This window comes from Bacillus sp. FSL M8-0063 (assembly GCF_038005545.1).
In the GTDB taxonomy this organism is placed as follows: domain Bacteria; phylum Bacillota; class Bacilli; order Bacillales; family Bacillaceae_G; genus Bacillus_A; species Bacillus_A wiedmannii.
Genome location: NZ_JBBOTJ010000001.1, coordinates 4,026,573 through 4,046,771, shown reverse-complemented (window position 1 = coordinate 4,046,771; position 20,199 = coordinate 4,026,573). Strand labels below are relative to the sequence as shown.

Annotated in this window: 23 protein-coding genes; 16 read left to right on the top strand and 7 right to left on the bottom strand. The window is 36.0% G+C overall.

Annotated elements, in window-relative coordinates:
* Nucleotides 1–65: 65 nt before the first annotated feature.
* The 4 genes from isdE to srtB are packed head-to-tail and all read left to right on the top strand — an operon-like array spanning nt 66 to nt 3,514.
* Complete coding sequence (isdE, locus tag MKX31_RS20620) at nt 66–947, top strand: heme ABC transporter substrate-binding protein IsdE (RefSeq protein WP_064474637.1); 882 nt, start codon at nt 66–68, stop codon at nt 945–947.
* Nucleotides 948–974: 27 nt separating this feature from the next.
* Complete coding sequence (locus MKX31_RS20615) at nt 975–1,958, top strand: FecCD family ABC transporter permease (protein WP_064474638.1); 984 nt, start codon at nt 975–977, stop codon at nt 1,956–1,958.
* A complete protein-coding gene (locus MKX31_RS20610; RefSeq protein WP_098111480.1) occupies nt 1,948–2,718 on the top strand; it encodes an ABC transporter ATP-binding protein in 771 nt (256 codons plus the stop codon). The genes MKX31_RS20615 and MKX31_RS20610 overlap by 11 nt, the downstream gene beginning before the upstream one ends.
* A gap of 31 nt (nt 2,719–2,749) precedes the next feature.
* Nucleotides 2,750–3,514, top strand: coding sequence for a class B sortase (gene srtB / locus MKX31_RS20605; protein ID WP_087982261.1), 765 nt, complete (start codon nt 2,750–2,752; stop codon nt 3,512–3,514).
* Nucleotides 3,515–3,580: 66 nt separating this feature from the next.
* Here srtB and isdG read toward each other — a convergent pair whose 3' ends face one another.
* On the bottom strand, nt 3,581–3,904 hold the full coding sequence (isdG, locus tag MKX31_RS20600; RefSeq protein WP_000587825.1) for a heme oxygenase: 324 nt from the start codon (nt 3,902–3,904) through the stop codon (nt 3,581–3,583).
* A 295-nt stretch (nt 3,905–4,199) separates the two neighbouring features.
* Here isdG and MKX31_RS20595 point away from each other — a divergent pair, with 295 nt between their 5' ends.
* On the top strand, nt 4,200–5,399 hold the full coding sequence (locus tag MKX31_RS20595; protein ID WP_340981463.1) for a class I SAM-dependent rRNA methyltransferase: 1,200 nt from the start codon (nt 4,200–4,202) through the stop codon (nt 5,397–5,399).
* A gap of 39 nt (nt 5,400–5,438) precedes the next feature.
* On the opposite strand, the gene MKX31_RS20590 is transcribed toward MKX31_RS20595, so the two are convergent.
* Nucleotides 5,439–5,633, bottom strand: a complete 195-nt coding sequence (locus MKX31_RS20590; protein WP_001014310.1) for a YwbE family protein — start codon at nt 5,631–5,633, stop codon at nt 5,439–5,441.
* Complete coding sequence (locus tag MKX31_RS20585; protein WP_001293584.1) at nt 5,634–5,807, bottom strand: hypothetical protein; 174 nt, start codon at nt 5,805–5,807, stop codon at nt 5,634–5,636.
* 170 nt (nt 5,808–5,977) lie between these two features.
* Between MKX31_RS20585 and MKX31_RS20580 the strand changes: the two genes are divergently transcribed.
* The 7 genes from MKX31_RS20580 (at nt 5,978) to MKX31_RS20550 (ending at nt 11,176) form a co-directional block, all read left to right on the top strand.
* Nucleotides 5,978–6,670: a response regulator transcription factor gene (locus MKX31_RS20580; RefSeq protein ID WP_064474642.1), complete on the top strand. Its 693-nt coding sequence runs from the start codon at nt 5,978–5,980 to the stop codon at nt 6,668–6,670.
* Nucleotide 6,671: 1 nt separating this feature from the next.
* Nucleotides 6,672–7,607: a HAMP domain-containing histidine kinase gene (locus tag MKX31_RS20575; RefSeq protein WP_064474643.1), complete on the top strand. Its 936-nt coding sequence runs from the start codon at nt 6,672–6,674 to the stop codon at nt 7,605–7,607.
* Between the two features lie 125 nt (nt 7,608–7,732).
* A complete protein-coding gene (locus MKX31_RS20570) occupies nt 7,733–8,656 on the top strand; it encodes an ABC transporter ATP-binding protein (RefSeq protein WP_064474644.1) in 924 nt (307 codons plus the stop codon).
* Nucleotides 8,649–8,810, top strand: coding sequence for a hypothetical protein (locus MKX31_RS20565; protein WP_176713060.1), 162 nt, complete (start codon nt 8,649–8,651; stop codon nt 8,808–8,810). Before MKX31_RS20570 ends, MKX31_RS20565 begins: the two co-directional genes overlap by 8 nt.
* Before the next feature lie 34 nt (nt 8,811–8,844).
* Nucleotides 8,845–9,549 carry an ABC transporter permease gene (locus MKX31_RS20560; protein ID WP_000475540.1) on the top strand — a complete coding sequence of 235 codons (705 nt, stop codon included), beginning with the start codon at nt 8,845–8,847 and terminating at the stop codon, nt 9,547–9,549.
* Nucleotides 9,550–9,583: 34 nt separating this feature from the next.
* The gene (locus MKX31_RS20555) at nt 9,584–10,456 is read left to right on the top strand and encodes a DUF4097 family beta strand repeat-containing protein (RefSeq protein WP_142315392.1); all 873 of its coding nucleotides are present in this window, start codon (nt 9,584–9,586) and stop codon (nt 10,454–10,456) included.
* A 24-nt stretch (nt 10,457–10,480) separates the two neighbouring features.
* On the top strand, nt 10,481–11,176 hold the full coding sequence (locus MKX31_RS20550) for an ABC transporter permease (protein WP_064474646.1): 696 nt from the start codon (nt 10,481–10,483) through the stop codon (nt 11,174–11,176).
* 62 nt (nt 11,177–11,238) lie between these two features.
* On the opposite strand, the gene MKX31_RS20545 is transcribed toward MKX31_RS20550, so the two are convergent.
* The 4 genes from MKX31_RS20545 to MKX31_RS20530 all read right to left on the bottom strand — a co-directional run bounded on the left by MKX31_RS20545 (nt 11,239) and on the right by MKX31_RS20530 (nt 15,341).
* Nucleotides 11,239–11,571, bottom strand: coding sequence for a YfjL-like protein (locus tag MKX31_RS20545; RefSeq protein ID WP_088048042.1), 333 nt, complete (start codon nt 11,569–11,571; stop codon nt 11,239–11,241).
* A gap of 134 nt (nt 11,572–11,705) precedes the next feature.
* Entirely contained in the window at nt 11,706–12,209 is a 504-nt protein-coding gene (locus MKX31_RS20540) for a DinB family protein (RefSeq protein WP_064474648.1), read from the bottom strand.
* 113 nt (nt 12,210–12,322) lie between these two features.
* A complete protein-coding gene (gene fhuB / locus MKX31_RS20535) occupies nt 12,323–14,359 on the bottom strand; it encodes a Fe(3+)-hydroxamate ABC transporter permease FhuB (protein WP_064474649.1) in 2,037 nt (678 codons plus the stop codon).
* A gap of 7 nt (nt 14,360–14,366) precedes the next feature.
* On the bottom strand, nt 14,367–15,341 hold the full coding sequence (locus MKX31_RS20530; protein ID WP_088048043.1) for an ABC transporter substrate-binding protein: 975 nt from the start codon (nt 15,339–15,341) through the stop codon (nt 14,367–14,369).
* 448 nt (nt 15,342–15,789) lie between these two features.
* Between MKX31_RS20530 and MKX31_RS20525 the strand changes: the two genes are divergently transcribed.
* From MKX31_RS20525 to MKX31_RS20510, 4 genes are all read left to right on the top strand, one after another.
* On the top strand, nt 15,790–16,782 hold the full coding sequence (locus MKX31_RS20525; RefSeq protein WP_340981462.1) for a BclA C-terminal domain-containing protein: 993 nt from the start codon (nt 15,790–15,792) through the stop codon (nt 16,780–16,782).
* Between the two features lie 188 nt (nt 16,783–16,970).
* A complete protein-coding gene (locus MKX31_RS20520; protein WP_142315393.1) occupies nt 16,971–18,656 on the top strand; it encodes a long-chain-fatty-acid--CoA ligase in 1,686 nt (561 codons plus the stop codon).
* Between the two features lie 106 nt (nt 18,657–18,762).
* On the top strand, nt 18,763–19,350 hold the full coding sequence (locus tag MKX31_RS20515) for a TetR/AcrR family transcriptional regulator (protein ID WP_000742213.1): 588 nt from the start codon (nt 18,763–18,765) through the stop codon (nt 19,348–19,350).
* A gap of 11 nt (nt 19,351–19,361) precedes the next feature.
* Nucleotides 19,362–20,138: an enoyl-CoA hydratase gene (locus MKX31_RS20510; protein ID WP_088048045.1), complete on the top strand. Its 777-nt coding sequence runs from the start codon at nt 19,362–19,364 to the stop codon at nt 20,136–20,138.
* Nucleotides 20,139–20,199: the final 61 nt, after the last annotated feature.

Genomic DNA, 20,199 nt, shown 5'->3' with positions numbered 1-20,199 from the left:
TGGAGTCTTGATGCATGTTCGCATGCATCAAGACTTGTTTCATATTGTTTGGAAAGGAGTGGTGATTGAAAGTGAAGAAAATTGCTAGTGTACTAATGGCTATCATTCTATTAGTGAGTATAGCTGGATGCTCGACGCCCAAAAAAGAAGCAGCAAAACAGGTAAAGAGTGAGAGTAAAGAGAGAGTAGTTTCCACGACAGTCGCTGTTACTGAAATTATGGATGCGTTAGAAGTAGATTTAGTTGGTGTTCCAACAAGTACGAAAGATTTACCAAAGAGATATAAAGGTTTACCTGAAGTTGGGAATCCGATGAGTCCTGATATGGAAAAGGTAAAATCATTAAAGCCGTCAGAAGTATTATCCGTGACAACACTTGAATATGAATTAAAGCCAGTTTTTGATGGTGTGGGCATGAAAGCAAACTTTGTAGACTTAACTAGTTTAAAAAACATGCAAAATACCATTAGTAATTTAGGTAAGCAATATGGACGTGAAAAGCAGGCGGAAGCAGTTGTAACGAAGTTAGATAACAAAGTTACAGAGATTCAAAAAGCAGTAAAGGGAAAGAAAGAACCGACAGTGCTTATTTTATTAGGTGTGCCGGGGAGTTATTTAGTAGCAACAGAGCATTCTTATATTGGAGATTTAGTGAAACAATTAGGTGGTAAAAACATTGTACAAGGTGAGAAAGTAGAGTATTTAGCTTCTAATACAGAGTATTTAAAAAAAGCTGATCCAGATATTATTTTACGAGCAGCTCATGGTATGCCTGATGAAGTTGTGAAAATGTTTGATAAAGAATTTAAAACAAATGATATTTGGAAACATTTCGCTGCAGTTAAAAATAACCGTGTTTACGATTTAGAAGAGCGCTTATTTGGGACGACAGGTAATTTAGCAGCAATTGAAGCGTTAGATGAATTGAAAAAAATGATGTATCCGTGATGCATTTTAATATAAAGGAAGAGTGGAATGAATAAAAAAACTTGGAGTTTCCTCATTGTTACTGCATTGCTTATTGTTATGACGTCATTGTCAGCGACGAAAGGAAGTTTAGAAATAGGGATAGTGGACCTTGTACAAGGGATATTTACAGGGGCCAATGAAGATGTGGAAGTAATTAAAGATTTACGTTTCCCACGTATTATTATTGCACTATTTACTGGAGCAGCTCTGGCCGTTTCAGGTGTGCTTTTTCAAGCTGTTATGAAAAATCCACTTGCTGATGCTGGGGTAATCGGGATATCTTCTGGAGCAAGTTTTATGACACTTGTTATTATTACGTTATTCCCGCAATTCTTTTTCTGGACACCCGTATTCGCCTTTTTAGGTGGTGCGTTTGCATGTTATCTCGTTTATGCATTTTCATGGAAGTCAGGGTTAAGTCCGCTTCGCATTATTTTAGTTGGTATAGCTATTAATGCAATGTTCACTGGATTAAATGAATCGTTCATTACAATTTGCGGATACTTCATTAAGAGTATTAAGCAAACGACGACTTCTAACATAACGATGAAGACGTGGGGCGATGTAGAAATAATGGTTACATATGGAACAATAGGTCTTATTCTTGCTCTGTTTGTAGGAGCTTGGTGTAACTTATTATCGCTACAAGATAAGACTGCGAAAAACTTAGGTTTGCACGTGACGAGAGTTCGTCTTATTATTTCTGCTATTGCAGTACTTTTAGCAGCAGTATCAACAGCGATTGCAGGTGTTATTGCTTTCGTAGGATTACTCGTTCCGCACATTTCAAGACAACTAGTCGGTTCGGACCATAAAGTATTAATTCCATTTTCTGCTCTTGCAGGAGCGTTGTTAATTTTGACGGCGGATACGATTGGAAGGTTAATTGTGCCACCTAACGAAATTCCAGCAGCGACGATTATGGCAGTGATTGGTGGCCCATTCTTAATATTCTTGCTTAGAAAGAGTGATAAAGTTCATGGAAATTAAAAATGTAACCTTTTCGTATGATAATGTAACGGATCGATTAAAGTCGGTTAGTAGTGAAATAGAAATTGGTAAAATTACAACAATTATTGGTCCAAACGGTTGCGGGAAATCGACATTACTTGGTGTGATGTCAAGAAATCACGACCCTCGTAGCGGTGAGATAATACTCGATGGGAAGGCGATTAGTCAATATAAACCGAAAGAGTTTGCTAGAAAGTTAGCCGTTGTCCATCAACAAAATGAAGCACCGGCAGACATGACGGTAGAGAAATTAACAAGTTATGGTCGTATGCCTCATAAAAATATTTTTTCCTCGCAAACTGATGAAGATAGAGACGCAATCGAAAGGGCTTTAGCATGTACGAATTTGCTAAGTAAACGTGATAAAGAGATTCACGCTTTATCTGGTGGAGAAAGACAACGGGTTTGGATTGCCATGACGCTAGCTCAGAAAACACCAATGCTCTTTTTAGATGAACCGACAACATATTTAGATATTTATTATCAACTTGAAATATTAGAGCTCGTAAAAAAGTTAAATGAAGTACATGGATTGACAATCGTTATGGTATTACATGATATCAATCAGGCGATTCGCTATAGTGATCATATCATCGTTATGAAAGACGGCGAGATTGTTAGGAAAGGTAAGCCAAATGATGTTGTGACAGAAAGTATGATAAAGACGATATACGGTGTAGATGTCGTTGTAAAGCAAGATGAAGATACAGGGTTGTATATGGTCCCAATGGGTATTTAAATATGCGAACAATCCGTTTTGAGGTGATGATTTGAGTAGTAAAAAAGAACGGAAGAAGAATTCTTTTTTTCAACGAATACTTACAGTTGTTTTTTTAGGTACCTTTTTCTATTCAGTATATGAATTAGGTGATATTTTCATGGATTACTATGAAAATCGTAAAGTAATGGCCGAAGCACAAAACATTTATGAAAAGAGTCCGATGGAAGAGCAATCACAAGACGGAGAAGTACGTAAACAGTTCAAAGCTCTGCAGCAAATTAACCAAGAAATAGTTGGATGGATTACGATGGACGATACACAAATTAATTATCCAATCGTTCAGGCGAAAGACAATGATTACTATTTATTTCGTAATTATAAAGGTGAAGATATGAGAGCAGGCAGCATTTTTATGGACTATCGTAATGATGTGAAATCTCAAAATCGAAATACTATTTTATATGGTCACCGTATGAAAGATGGTTCTATGTTTGGAAGTTTAAAGAAAATGTTAGATGAAGAGTTCTTCATGTCGCATCGTAAATTATATTACGATACATTATTTGAAGGATATGATCTTGAAGTGTTCTCGGTGTATACAACAACAACTGATTTTTATTACATTGAAACGGATTTTAGCAATGATACGGAATACACATCATTTTTGGAGAAAATTCAAGAAAAATCGCTGTACAAAACGGATACAAAATTGACAGCAAGTGATCAAATCGTAACACTTTCGACGTGTGACTATGCACTGGATCCGGAAGCAGGAAGGTTAGTCGTGCATGCGAAACTAGTAAAGAGACAGTAAAAAAAAGTATAGAATATGAGAAGTGGTAACGCTTCTCATATTCTATACTTTAAAAAAGAAATATGTTTACTGTGCTGCAGCCATTGGCATACGTACAACTTCAACATTGTAGTAAGTGATTTTATTATCAAGAATATATTCTGGCATCCCGCCTTGATGTGAGTGAGCATCTTTAAATGCTGAGCTCTTCGTCCAACCTTGGAAATCTTCTTTTGCATTCCAGCGTGTGCTAATTGTTACTTCATCATAATCAACTGTATTTTGCGTTAAAAGAACTTCTAATCCTAAAAAGCCTGGCATCGTTTCGACTTGACCTACTTTATTAAAACGCTCAATTAATTTATGCCCATTTCCCTTTGTAATTTTAGCTGTATTTGTAACAATAATCATGTTTTATTCCTCCTATAAATGTAGCCTTTATTTTCGAGAACTCATATACATTAAATGATAATGAAAATCATTATCATTGTCAATGGTAAATGTGAAATAAATAAGTTTTTTTATTATTTTAGACAGTAAGATTTCCATTTCAAAATGTAGTAAATATGTGGCGGTTAAGTGAGAGAATGAGTGAGTTGTACTAGCAAAGCAATAATATGGTATAGTGAAACGAGGCTGTTTTTTCAGGCTCGTTTTTTAAATGCTTCCTATAGAGAAAGCATGCAAATGGAAAGGAAGTTATTATATGCGATCAGAAGTAACTGTAAAAATAAAACCGAAATTTATAAAAGAAATTAAAAGCGGATATCCGCTTATTTTAAAAGATGCGATTCAAAATTTAAATGATGTTCAGGAAGAAGGAACAATCATTAAAGTAGTAGATGAGAAGAACAATTTTGTCGGAAAAGGTTATTATGGAAAACAAAATAAAGGATACGGCTGGATTTTAACGAGAAAAGAGAGTGAACAAATTAATCAATCTTTCTTTGAAAGTAAAATAAAATCTGCCTTACATAAACGAAAGCAATTTTACAAATCAAGTGATACGACAGCATTCCGTGCCCTAAATGGTGAAGGTGATGGTCTTGGAGGCTTAATTATCGATTATTATGACGGCTATTATGTAGTCAGTTGGTATAGTGAAGGGATTTATACTTTCAGAGATGAGATTATAGCAGCTCTTCAAAAAGTAGCAAACTTTAAAGGTATTTATGAGAAAAAGCGTTTTGATACGAAAGGGAAATACATTGAAGGCGATGATTTCGTAGCAGGAGAGCGCGGCGAGTTCCCGCTTATCGTAAAAGAAAATGGTGTGAACTTTGCTGTTTATTTAAATGACGGAGCGATGGTTGGTGTATTTTTAGATCAGCGTAACGTTCGAAAACAAATTCGTGATAAATATGCGACAGGGAGAACAGTGTTGAATATGTTCTCTTATACAGGTGCTTTCTCTGTATTTGCAGCGCTTGGCGGAGCGAGCAAAACGACGAGTGTCGACCTTGCAAATCGTAGTTTAAGTAAAACGATTGAGCAGTTTAGTGTAAATGAAGTTGATTATGAAGCGCAAGATATTATTGTAGAAGATGTCTTTCTTTACTTCAAATATGCAGCGAAGAAAAAGATGAAATTTAATATGGTTGTACTTGATCCTCCAAGCTTTGCACGCTCAAAAAAATATACATTTAGTGCAGCGAAAGATTATAAAAACTTATTAAAAGAAACAATTGCGATTACAGAAAATAACGGGATTATCGTTGCCTCTACAAATTGTAGCGCATTCGATATGAAAAAATTTAAAGGATTTATTGATACAGCCTTTAAAGAAATGAATGGTAAATACAAAATATTAGAAGAACATTCTTTACCAGAAGATTTTCGTACCATTGATCAATTTAAAGAGGGAGACTATTTAAAAGTAGTTTTCATTGAGAAAATTAAAGGATAATAAAGAAAAAGGAGCTCGAGTTTACTTGAGCTCCTTTTCTTATTGAACGATATTTTGTACTCTACCGACTTGCCCGTCCTGCAATCGTACTTTAATGCCATGCGGATGAGAAGGGGAGTTTGTTAAAATATCTTTTACAATTCCACGTGTTAATTTACCGGTGCGTTGATCTTGTTTTAATACAATATCAACTTCAAGACCGGGTGCGATATTAGAACGTTTTTGTCCGTTCATTTATACACCTGTACGTCTACGTTGGTTGTTTGTTTTCTTCGTTTGTTGGTTTTGTAATTTTTTCGTTGCTTGGCTTTGATTTGTATTATTTGAACCATTTCCATTTCCTTGCTTTTTCTTTGCAAGTTGTTCACGCATTAAATCAGCTAAGCTTACTTTTTTGTTTTCTGACATGATAAGTCTCCTTTATATAAAGTTAATTATGAACAATAGTAGTGAATTTTATCATATCATTGTTAAGGAAGGAAGGGAAGTTGGTTTGAAAATTCATATAATTCTTTCCAGTATTCATTCGTTACGATACAATTGAAATGCTAATGTTTGTAAAAAAAGGGGATAGACATATGTCACATCATATTTTATTAGTTGAAGATGATATTTCAATTCAAGAGATGGTGGAAAAGTATTTAATAAAAGAAGATTTTCAAGTTACAATCGCGTCTGACGGAGAAGAAGGGGTGCAAGCATTTTTTAAATCATCCTTTGATTTAGTTATCCTTGATATAATGATGCCAAAGTTAGATGGCTTAGAGGTTGTACGTATTATTCGTGAGAAGAGTGCCGTTCCGATTTTAATGATGTCGGCAAAAGATACAGATGTTGATAAAGCTGTTGGATTAGGACTGGGAGCAGATGATTACATTTGTAAGCCATTTTCTATGATTGAATTGGCTGCACGTGTAAAAGCGGGTATTCGGAGGTCTACGAAATATTCGGCTACAGAAACAACAGAAAAGATGATTCAAATTGGTGATTTAGCAATTGATCCAATTAATTTTACGGTTGAAAAAAACGGAAAGCCCCTCAAACTGACTTTAAAAGAATTTGAGATTTTAAAGCTATTCGTAAAGAATCAAAATCGTGTATTTACAAAAGCGCAAATATATACGTTAGTTTGGAACGAAGAGTATTACGGTGATGATAATGTTATAAATGTTCATATGAGAAGATTGCGCGAGAAAATTGAAAGTGATCCATCTAATCCAGAGTATATTAAAACGTTATGGGGCATCGGCTATAAGTTGGAAGTGATGTAATATGGTCAATTTGTTAATAGGTATTATTTTTATATTGTTATGTGTCATTTACATACAGTATAAAATGAGGGAAAACAGTAGCAAAAATTTACGATACACATACAAAAAGTTAGAAAGTATTGTAAATGAACAAACAGGCGAGAAGTTACTCGTTATGACAGATGATCTAGAATTGCAAAAATTATTAGTGGCAATTAATCAATTATTAGCTGCAAAACAGAAAACGAATGCAGATCATGCGAAAGTAGAAATTTCGATGAGAAAAATGCTTTCCAATATTTCACATGATTTAAAGACGCCATTAACAGTTATTCTTGGATATACAGAAATGTTAAATAAGGATAAAACGATAAATAAAGAAGAGCAGCAAATATTACTTGAAAAGGTGCATGTAAAAACACTAGAAGTAATGGAACTGATTCATAAGTTTTTTGATTTAGCAAAATTAGAATCTGGTGACAAGGCAATTGAGATGACAAAAATAAATATGAATGAAGTTTGTCGCGAGAAGATTTTATCTTTTTATGATTTGGTGACGACGAAAGGATTTCAAGTTCATATTGATATACCAGAAAGAAATATATATGCACTTGGAAATGTAGAAGTATTAGGTAGAGTATTAAATAATTTAATATCAAATGCAATTACATATGGAGACGATGGAAAGACACTTGGGATGACACTAAGAGATGATGAAACGAGTGTTTATATAGATGTATGGGATACAGGAAAAGGAATTGATGAATCTCATATTGATAAAGTGTTTGAGCGTATGTACACACTTGAAGATTCAAGAAATAGATTGTATCAAGGAAGCGGTCTAGGATTAACGATTACGAAAAGGCTTGTGGAAGCGATGGACGGAGAAATACATCTTTCTAGTAAGCCGTATGAAAAAACAATTTTTACAGTTGTATTAAAAAAGATGCTGTTTTAGCTTGTAGAGAAGTAAATTCTACAAGCTTTTTTTCAGCGTAAGGAATTTGTAAGGAACGGGTAAGAAAAAAGAGATTTCCGTTGTCTATTATAGAAATATAAAGTAGTGCGAAAGGAGAAAATGACATGACATATATATTAAAAACGAATCAGCTAACGAAAGTGTTTAAAGGGAAAGAAGTTATTTCTAGCGTTAACATGCATGTGAAAAAAGGAGAGATATACGGTTTCTTAGGACCGAATGGCGCAGGTAAAACAACGATTATGAAAATGATCACAAATTTAATAAAACCGACGAGCGGTGATATTGAAATTTTTGGTGAGAAGTTAACGGATACATCTTATGAATTGTTAAAGCGCATGGGGACAATTATCGAATATCCAATCTTTTATGATAAATTAACGGCGAAGGAAAACCTAGAATTACATTGTGAATATATGGGGTATTACGACAAGAGCGCAATTGATCATGCTTTACATTTAGTGAAACTGCACGGTATAGATGATAAAAAAGTAAAAGATTTTTCATTAGGTATGAAGCAACGACTGGGTATTGCAAGGGCGATCATGACAAAGCCAGAATTACTCATTTTAGATGAACCGATTAACGGTTTAGATCCAATTGGTATTAAAGAATTACGAGACTTATTTAAAATGCTCTGCAAAGAATATGGTATTACGTTATTAGTTTCTAGTCATATTTTAGGCGAGATGGAACAAATGGCGGATACAATTGGTGTAATTCAAAATGGAAAACTAATAAAAGAAGTTTCAATGAAGAGTATTAACGGAAAACAAACAGAGTACATCGAAATTACTGTTCCTGATGTGAAGCGTGCAGCTTATATTTTAGAAGATAAACTCGGTATAAAAAATTACAAAATAATGAGTGGAAATATGATTCGTGTGTATGAATTGGCAGCGACACAGCAAGCTATTTCAAAAGCGCTTATTATGAACGATGTAGAAATTGAAAGTATTAATAAGAAACATAGTTCCTTAGAAGAATATTTCTTAAATGTAATGGATGGAGAAGGCATTCATGCTTAATGGATTGTTAATGAATCTAGTAAGTGGATTGATCGTAATGTTCATAAGTGGGATTTTCTATTATAGGAAACCAGAGCGGAAATGGTTGTTAATTTTACTAGTGATAGGAATGTTAAGCGTAATTACTGCTGGAATTAGAATGTTAGCAGTGTAGAGACAGTTATATAAAGAATGGAGGCGTGGTTTATATGTTTAAATTAATGAAGCTCGAATGGAAAAAACATAAATTATCTAGTTATTTTAAAGGAGTAGCGATTTGTATTATAGCAATTTTTGCTGCGGTAAGTCTTATGGTATGGGGAACTAAAGTAGAGGATGGTTTGATGTTCTCTAGCTATATGGAATACATGTCTTTAGCAAATATTTTTATTAGAATTACATTTATTATTTTTGCATCGGTTATTTTATCACGTTTAGTGATTGATGAATACAAGAACAAAACAATACAGCTACTATTTATGTACCCACTGCAAAGGAAAATGCTAATGAGAGCGAAATTAGCAATTGTTTTTAGTTTTTGCTTTGTGAGCACGATAATCGCAACATTCATTATTAGTTTGCTCATATTCTGTATGAATCCAATAATGGGACTACTTGAAACGCCTGTTACAATGGGGGAAATAATAGCTACCGTTCCAGCTACCTTTATAAATGCATTTATGATATCTGGTATAAGTTTAATTCCTTTATTTTTTGGGATGAGAAAGAAATCAACACCGACAACAATTACTTCTGCAGTAATAATTGGGATGATGATGAACAGTAACGTTGGTTCTGGAAACGGTCAAGTAAGTATGTTTGATTTTATAGCTATCCCAATAGTGTTCTGTTTATTAGGAATTTTCATCAGTTATCTATCATATCGTAAAATCGACAAGATCGATGTGGCGTGAAGCAAGGTTAAAACAACAACGAACTGGGGTATGAATGTTGAAAAAAATAATAGTAATTGCAATTTTATTTCTGACAATTGCTAGTGTGATTTTTGGTTTTAAGACATTTCAGAGGAAAGATTTTAAGAAAGAAAAGTCTTTTGAGATAAATCATATAAAAGAAATAGAAGTGGACAATGAAAACTGGGATATTGAATTTAAAAGTACAGACGCTAACAAAATAGTAATTTCCGCCCAAGGTAAACGAGTAGATAAAGAGATAGACCCCATCGAAATAGAACAAGCAGGGAATAAAGTTATAGTTAAGCAAAAACAAAAGGTGACCAGATTCTTTAATGGTTTTACGTTTCGGAAGAAAAATAGTATATGTATAGCTATTCCGAAGAAAGAAATAGATAAAATTGTATTAAATAATAAATCGGGTGATGTGAAAATAAGCGATATAGAAGTGAAAAATATCGTGACAGAAAGTGAGTCTGGAGATGAAATGGTTGTAGGACTATCAGCCGAGAAAGGTGAATTCATATCGCAAAGTGGAGAGTTAGCTGTAAAAGATAGTTCAGTACAAGAATTAAATATAAAGTCTACGACTGGTGATAACTATATAACAAGTGTAAGTAACTCAAATATAAACATCACTTCAACATATGGGGAAGTATTACTGAAAGATATGAAAGAAGGAAAATCATTATTTGTAGAAACAAAATCAGGAGATATCGGCGTACGGTATAAAGGTGTTCCGACTTCTTTGAAACTTACGGCTAAAAGTAATTCGTCTGACGTAATGGTGAATGTAAATGGACTTAAGAAAGATAAAAATACAGAAAAAATAAAAGCGGGAACCATTGGTGATGCAAAAAACGAAGTGAAGATTTTAAGTAAAACAGGAGCGATTTATATCGATTAAAATGTAAATGAAAGGAGGACTATTATGCTACGTCTTATGAAGCTAGAATTGAAAAAGTTTAAGCTTGGATGGTATGTGAGGGGAGCGATTATTGCAAATATCGCTATACTGGCATTAATGATCTTTACGAGCATCGTTGCTCAAGTAGAAGGTGATCCGGAAATGAGGGATCCACAGACAATTTTGTTGATGGCCAGTACAGTAGTAAGGGCAACATTTATTATTTTTGGTAGTGTGTTAATCGCAAGGTTAATAATTAGTGAATATAAAACTAAAACAATACTACTCATGTTTTCTTATCCAATTAACCGAAAGAAAATGATGGCTAGTAAGTTGGCTATTACAGCGATAGTAACATTTATAACAGTTATTTTATCTAACATTTTAGTAGTAGGAGTTTTCTTTGGGATAGATAACTATTTTTCAATTCTTCCTAATTCATTCACAGTAGATCAATTGACGCAAGAAGGGATAAACCTTGTTCCTTTAGCCATTTCCACTGCTGGAATAAGTTTAATCCCTCTATATTTCGGAATGCGTAAACGTTCAGTGCCAACTACAATTGTTTCATCTCTTATCGTTGTATCAATTGCAATTAATAACACCCCAATGTTTTCTACAGCAACTTTTCTTCCCCTTCAGCTAGCGTTGGCAGCAATTGGAGTTGCGATTGCATATTACGGAATTAAAAATATAGAGAGGGAAGATGTAACTGTATGACAAGAATAAGAAAAAAGAGTTGGCGTTACACCAACTTTTTTTTGTATATGTATGCTTCGTTACTACTCTGTAAATTTGGAGTGTTTGCTCAAATATTCTTGAACTCCTGAAGAAATGTTAAAGTTATTAGGGCTTTTATATTCGATAGTAAACTCTCCGTCTCTACTTGTCTCAAAGGAGATTGCATAGCTATTCATTTTAGCATCGTAAGAAGTATTTTTGACTTCCGCATCTAGATCAAAGTATTTTGTAATATATTCTTTTGATTCCGTAATAGCTGTTTGTTTTCCCCAAGGGGTACCATAACTTGTGAAATAAAGAGATACACCGATAACTCCAATGATCGAAGTTAGTAAGAGAGTTCTTATTGTTATTTTTTTGTTTTTTGTATTCAATTTAGTTCCCTCCAATTAATATGAATTTATCTTAACGTATTTTCTCATAAAATACCATTTAGTAGAAAATAGTTTCACATGAAACAAGTTACAGAAAAAGACAAGGTGCATAAACACCTTGTCTTTTTCTGTCGTTACATTTGGGGAGCTTCCATTCCAGTAGCAGCCCATTCTTCTTTTGCAGGACCATATACGCCAGGGACTTTTAAGCCAGCTTGACGCATTAAAACAGTCAGCTGCCCGCGGTGGTGATTTTGATGATTAATGAGTGTCATTAAAAATATAGAATTCGGCATAGGGCGACCAAAGAAGTCATTAATAGTAGCTAAGTCTTTATCAGTCCATTCACTTTGAAGCGTTTCAACAAAAGCTGCATTCACTTTACGATATTGATCAGCAATTGTTGTTGCAGAAGGTGGAACAGGATAATCTTTCGTTTCTCCTTCAAACTTAAGCCCTGTGCCAGATAGTATAACAGGAATTGCCGTCACGATATGCCAAGCAACTCTGCCTAATGTCCAGTGCTCAGGTGCAATTTCTTGTGACAAAGATTCATCTGTTAATGCATCGAGCATCTTTTGAGTAGACTCAGCCTCGTATGTCCATGATTGTAGAAAGCCTTCAATAGTTTGGTACATATTTATCCCTCCTAGTTATGTTCATAGGTTACATTCGTGAAAAAAAGATAGTTTCCTTTTAACCTATCAGAACAAATAAAAAAGAGGCTTCTCATATTAAGAAGCCTCTTTTTTTAACCAACCTTCTTCCCATTTTTCCTCATCAACCATAAGAAATAAGGTGCTCCAAGTACAGCAACGACAAGACCAGAAGGGATTTCTTTCGGGTATGCAATTGTTCGTCCGAGTAAATCAGCAATGGAAAGAAGGATTGCTCCAAATAGTGCGGAGCAAACGAATAATCTTTGATGATTCATACCAACGACGATTCGTGCTAAGTGTGGCGCAACAAGACCTAGAAAGGCAATCGTACCGACAGCTGCGATATTTACAGATGCAAGTAGTGTTGCTAACACAATGAGGGCAAGGCGCGTTTTATTTACTGGTTGCCCGAGTCCCGTTGCTAAATCGTCTCCAAGTACGAGAACATCAAGTTGTTTTATTAAGAAAAAGATAATGAATACAAGAATTAGCGATGGATATAGAATGATATTTTCTAAGTGATTCCATCCTCTTGCATACGTGCTACCTGATAGCCATGTTAAAGCAGCAGCAACGTTCAAATTTGCTCTAACGATAAAGATTTGAATAATCGCTGAACCGAGAGCTGAAATACCAATTCCTATTAAAGCAAGGGCTGTTGGGCTAAATCCTGATTTCCACGAGAAGAAGAGGACAATTCCAACTGCAAGTAGTCCGCCGATAAATGCACCAATTGGTAGGAAGAAACCAGGAAGTGCGGGAAAGACATACATAATAGTTAAAGCACCAACACCAGCTCCCGATGAAATACCAATAATAGAAGGATCGGCGAGTGGGTTTCGTAATATACCTTGGAAAACAAGCCCACTTATTGCAAGGCATGCGCCAGCAATAGCAGCAACGAGCATTCTTGGTAAACGAAGGTTCATCATCATATTTTTATCAAATTGTGTTAATTGTCCTGATATAACATTTGTAATACTTTCGATATAAGCGTTACTACCGATTGTAACACCAAGAGCAATTGTCACAATGCAAAGTGTGATAGAGATAATGATTACCTTTTTATAAGAGTAATAGCGAGAACTAGCTCCAGCTGCATTCGCTCCGTTATCATTCATATATTGTTTCGATTTCATCATTCGATACACTAAATAAATAAGCCAAGGTGATCCAATCATTGCCGTGACTGCTCCGACAGGAAGTTCAGCCCCAGTTGGATCTATTAGTCTACCAACGACATCAGCTCCAAGTAATAGTACAGCTCCCCATAAGAAAGAAGAGAGAAGGAGAGTAAAGTGTTGACGGTAGCCAATAAGACGCATTAAATGTGGTGCAACTAAGCCGACAAATCCAATTGGTCCAACAACAGTTACAATTACTGCTGTTAAAAAGATCGCAGCAATGAAGGCGATAAGACGTGTTACTGCTGTTTTTTCACCAAGAGAAACAGCGACATCATCACCAAGTAAGAGAATGTTGAGTTTACGAGACATAAATAGTAAAACTAGGAAAGAAATAATGATAAATGGAAAAGCAAATTGAACGCCATCCCAGTTATTTTGAATAAGAGATCCAGCTCCCCATAAAAATAAACCAGCTGTTTCATTTTCATAGAAAAGCTGCATCGTTCCGGTAAAGGCAGAAAGCATTAATGTAACGACCATACCAGCTAGTGCCATTCTAAGTGGGGTTCCCTTTTTTCCACCAGAAATACGGTATACAAATAAAGCAGTAATAGCACCGCCGATAAATGTGAAAAGAAGTGAATTAATTTGCAGACCTTTTGGTAAGAAAATTGTAGCCGCTACTAGAAAGAAATATGCGCCAGAGTGAATACCCATTGTACTGGATTCAGCAAGTGGATTTTTCGTTAATGTTTGTAAAATGACCCCAGATGCAGCAAGAGCACCTCCAGCTAAAATGGCAATTACGGCCCTAGGTAATCGAAGCATAATTAAAGTTTGATGCTCTAGTGATTGGTTCGGTGAGATAAGAGCATCAATAATCATACTATAGGAAATGTTTGCTTGACCTTGTCCGATATGAATAAAGAAAAGGAGGAGCAAGAGAGCTGCTCCTCCTCCGAATACAAGACTTGCTCGAAGTGTATGTTGGAAGCTATTCATCGCTGAATCACTTCTTCGCTGTCATTACATCTGCTACTTGTGTTGCTAAAGATTTTGCAGATTCAGGACCACCGAAAATCCAAGTGTCGCCTTTTAATTTATACATTTTGTCTTCTTTTTTGAAATTTAACCCTTCCCAAGCAGGATTCCCTTTTAGTTGCGTGTCAAAAATGTTATCATCATCCGCCACAATGTAAATGAAGTTTGAATCTTGTACACTTTGTAATGATTCTACAGTTGTTTGTTTGAAACCATCTGCCTCTGATTTCCCAGCTTCAAAAGTGTTTGTTAAACCTAATTTTTTTGTAACTTGTAAAGCTGTAGAATTGTCAGTCAATATACGGAATGTTGGTACGTTTTTAGCTGTAAATGCTTGTACCATTGCGATGTTTTTATCTTTTAAGTCTGCTTTTTCAATTTTTGCTTTTGCATCAGCGAATACTTTATCCATATCAGCTAATACTTTTTTACCTTCTTCTTCTTTTCCAACTGCTTTTGCGATTTGTTTAAATGTTTCTGTCATTTCAGCAAAGTGATCGTTATTACTTGTTGATGGATCAAACATAACTGTTGGTGCAATTTGCTCTAATTCGTTTTTAATAGCTTTACTACGGAATGAAGCTGTGATAATTAAATCTGGTTTTAGACGGCTAATTTCTTCTAAGTTTGGTTGTTGACGTGTCCCTACGTCTACAACATCTTTACCTGGTTTTGTTGCTGTATTTACCCATTTATTATAATTCTTAATGTCTGCCATCCCTACTGGCTGAACACCAAGTGCTAATAAGTCTTCTGAATATACCCACTCAAGTACAACAACTTTTTTCGCTGGTTTATCTAACTTTGTTTCCCCTTCAGCGTGCTTAATTGTTATAGCTTGCTTTTTATCGTCTGTCTTTGTTTCTTTTTTCTCCTCTTTTTGCTGTCCGCATCCAACAGCGAATAGAAGAACTACTATGAAAATACTGAGAATTTTCTTCATCTTCTGCCCCCAAATTAAGTGTTTTTTGTAATTAGCGCCATAAGTGAAAATGGTTATCAATTACAACACCCAAATCATACTATGAGGATATTTTAAGTGTCAATATTTTTTTAAAATTTTGACGAAAAACAACAAATTATACGGATTTTTATATACTATAGTCGCTATTTATGAAGAATAAGCCTCTTTACTAAAAAAAATGGTGAATATGGGGGAGTTTAAATGGGGACTTGGCTGTGTACGAAAGTGTAATGTGTATGGTTAATAATCTGTGGAGATGGGGCGAAAGTACAAGCAAAAGGAGAGCGAATCGCATGTAATAATTACTAGAATGTATGGAATAAATCTGTGTGTATCTACTAGGTAAAGTATTTCTTTGTTATTTAGATAGGTGTTTTCTAATTCGGTGATTGTACTTAAAAGATCGAATGTAAAGGAAGTGATCAACATGTCTTCATGGGGCAATAATATAAATGGATATTGTGGATGTAATAATCAAAATGGTGTACATGTTGATTCATGCTGTTTTAGTTGTGATGGAACAGTTCCTAAGCTTGGCCCAACAGGTCCGACGGGAGCAACAGGAATAACAGGAGCAACGGGCCCAACAGGTGACACAGGCCCAACGGGAGCAACGGGTCCAACAGGTGACACAGGAGCAACGGGCCCAACAGGTGACACAGGTCCAACGGGAGCGACGGGAATAACAGGAGTAACAGGTCCAACAGGAGCGACAGGAATAACGGGAGCAACAGGTCCAACAGGAGCGACAGGAATAACAGGTTCAACGGGTCTGACGGGAGCGACGGGAATAACAGGGGCAACAGGTCCAACGGGAATAACAGGAGTAACAGGTCCGACAGGAGCAACAGGAATAACAGGGGCAACAGGTTCAACGGGTCCGACGGGAGCAACAGGAATAACAGGGGCAACAGGTCCAACAGGAGCGACGGGAATAACAGGTTCAACGGGTCCGACGGGAATAACGGGTCCAACAGGAGCAACAGGAGAAACGGGGGCAACTGGCACCAGTATAACGGCAACATACGCTTTTGCAAATAATACATCGGGAACAGCGATATCGGTACTTCTTGGTGGAACGAATGTCCCGCTTCCGAATAATCAAAATATTGGTCCAGGTATTACTGTTTCTGGGGGGAATACAGTATTTACGGCTGCAAATGCTGGGAATTATTATATTTCATATACGATTAATATAACGGCTTCATTATTAGTCAGTTCGCGGATTACAATTAATGGAGCACCTCTTGCTGGAACGATCAATTCTCCTGCGTTAGCAACTACATCATTTAGTGCAACAATTATTACGACTCTTGCGGCTGGAAGTGCCATTAGTTTGCAACTATTTGGTTTGTTAGCTGTTGCAACGTTATCAACAACTACACCAGGAGCTGTGTTAACGATAATAAGATTAAGCTAAATAATAACTCTCTTATTCTTTTAAGATTAGGAGAGTTTATACATATAATAAGAAGTTAATGGAGTGAAGCATAGTTATATAAAAGTCAGAATATTATGATTGTAACGTTATGGCGACTATAATATAATGAAAACAACCATCATGAATGAACATTCATTTATTTTTATGTATTTGAAGGGGGAATGAAGGTGGAAAAACCATGGTTGAAAAGTTATCCAGAAGAAATTCCAAGTACGATTTCTTATGATATTCAGCCGCTTCATGGATATGTGGAACAGGTGGCTTCCCGTTATCCAGAAAAGAAAGCGCTTCACTTTTTGGGGAAGGATATTACATTTTCAGACTTCCACGATAAGGTGAAGAGGTTTGCAAATTATCTTCAAAAGCTCGGTGTGGAAAAGGGTGATCGAGTTGCTATTATGTTGCCGAACTGTCCGCAATCTGTAATTGGTTATTATGGTACATTACTTGCGGGAGGTATCGTAGTACAAACAAATCCACTATATACAGAAAGAGAATTAGAATACCAGCTTCATGACTCGGGAGCAAAAGTAATTCTTTGTCTCGATTTAGTGTTTCCAAGAGTAACGAATGTTCAATCTGCTACAAAAATTGAACATATTATCGTAACTCGGATTGCGGACTTTTTACCCTTCCCTAAAAATTTAGTTTATCCATTTGTACAAAAAAAGCAGGCAAATCTTGTTGTGAATGTGTCGGAAAGCGAAACGATTCATCTATGGAAATCAGTAGAACGAGAAAGTAATGTTAATGTTGAAGTTCCTTGTGATCCTGAAAATGATCTAGCCCTTTTACAGTACACAGGAGGAACAACTGGATTTCCGAAAGGCGTTATGTTGACGCATAAAAACCTTGTTTCGAACACTTTAATGGGAGCTCATTGGCTATATAATTGTAAAGAAGGAGAAGAAGTAATTCTTGGTGTCCTTCCGTTCTTTCATGTATATGGGATGACAGCTGTAATGAATTTAAGTATTATGCAAGGATATAAAATGGTGCTGATTCCGAAGTTTGATATGAAAATGGTTTTTGAAGCGATAAAAAAACATAAAGTCACACTATTTCCAGGGGCACCGACCATTTATATTGCTCTATTAAATAGTCCCCTCTTAAAAGAATATGATATTTCTTCTATTCAAGCTTGTATTAGTGGATCTGCCCCGCTTCCTGTAGAAGTACAGGAAGAGTTTGAGAGAGTTACAGGTGGAAAATTGGTAGAAGGTTATGGATTAACGGAGTCGTCGCCAGTTACACATGGGAATTTTTTGTGGGAAAAACGTGTGCCAGGAAGTATTGGTGTGCCGTGGCCAGATACAGAGGCAAACATTATGTCACTTGAAACTGGAGAGGCTTTACCTCCGGGTGAAATTGGTGAAATTGTTGTAAAGGGTCCTCAAATTATGAAAGGGTATTGGAATAAGCCAGAAGAAACAGCAGCTGTATTACAAGACGGATGGCTTCATACAGGGGATGTTGGTTACATGGATGAAGATGGATTTTTCTATGTGAAAGATCGTAAGAAAGATATGATTGTTGCGAGTGGATTTAATGTGTATCCTCGTGAAGTAGAAGAAGTATTATATGAGCATGAAAAAGTGCAAGAAGTGGTGACGATTGGAGTTCCCGATCCGTACCGGGGAGAGACAGTTAAAGCATTTGTTGTGTTAAAAGAAGGTGCGGAGTGTTCTGAGGAAGAATTAAACCAGTTTGCGCGTAAATATTTAGCGGCTTATAAAGTGCCGAAAGTATATGAGTTTAGAGATGAACTGCCGAAAACGACAGTTGGAAAAATTTTACGCCGTGTCCTAATAGATGAAGAGAAAAGAAAAAATGAGGATGAGCAAACGGGCTAAGGCCCTTTCTTTTTGAAAAAATAGGATTGACACTTTTCTAAATAGTCAGTATTATAAGAATATGAATGACTATTCATTCAGTCATCTTCTTGAAGGGGACAGTAAAGTGAAGAAAAATAGACCGAAATACAATCAAATTATTGATGCGGCAGTCATTGTGATTGCGGAGAATGGGTACCACCAAGCGCAAGTTTCTAAAATAGCAAAGCAAGCTGGGGTAGCTGATGGCACGATTTATTTATATTTTAAAAATAAAGAAGATATATTAATATCCTTATTTCAAGAGAAGATGGGAGATTTTGTCGAAACAATTCGTCAAAAAACAGCAGGAATTGAAAGCGCTGTATCGAAGTTATTCATGTTGGTAGAAACGCACTTCTTGCTGTTATCACAAAATGATCCTCTTGCTATCGTTACGCAATTAGAGCTAAGACAGTCCAATCAAGACTTACGCCTTAAAATAAATGAAGTATTAAAAGGCTACTTACAAGTTATGGATGAGATTTTAGAGACAGGTATAAAGCAAGGTGAATTCCAAGCGGATTTAAATGTTCGCGTGGCAAGACAAATGATCTTTGGAACAGTAGATGAAGTTGTGACCAATTGGGTAATGAGCGATCATAAGTATGATCTGGTCGCACTTTCAAAAACGGTACATGGGCTACTTATTGCAGCTTGTGGTTATCGTCAATAATGGGAGGGATCATGTTGAAATTCCTATCTGTAAGAGTTGAAGATCATATCGCGGTGGCGACGTTAAATCATGCGCCGGCAAACGCGATGTCTTCACAAGTTATGCATGACGTTACTGAATTAATTGATCAAGTGGAGAAGGATGATAACATTCGTGTTGTTGTTATTCATGGTGAAGGGCGCTTCTTCTCGGCGGGAGCAGATATTAAAGAATTTACATCTGTTACTGAAGCGAAGCAAGCGACAGAATTAGCGCAGCTTGGACAAGTTACGTTTGAACGTGTTGAAAAATGTTCAAAACCAGTTATCGCGGCAATTCATGGAGCGGCACTTGGCGGCGGCCTTGAGTTTGCTATGTCTTGCCACATGCGCTTTACAACTGAAAGTGCAAAACTTGGTTTACCTGAATTAACACTTGGATTAATTCCTGGATTTGCAGGTACACAGCGATTACCACGTTATGTTGGGAAAGCGAAAGCTTGTGAAATGATGTTAACAAGTACACCGATTACAGGTGCAGAAGCATTAAAATGGGGACTTGTTAACGGAGTTTTTGCTGAAGAAACATTTTTAGATGATACGCTTAAAGTTGCAAAACAGATTGCTGGAAAAAGCCCAGCGACGACTCGTGCTGTACTAGAGTTATTGCAAACGACGAAATCGTCTCATTATTATGAAGGTGTACAACGCGAAGCTCAAATCTTTGGTGAAGTATTTACGGGTGAAGATGGAAGAGAAGGTGTAGCAGCGTTTTTAGAAAAACGTAAGCCTTCATTTAGTGGCAGGTAGTTCAATTATTTTTTAATATAAATTAACAGAAAATTAAAATTGATAGAATCTTTCTGAAAAA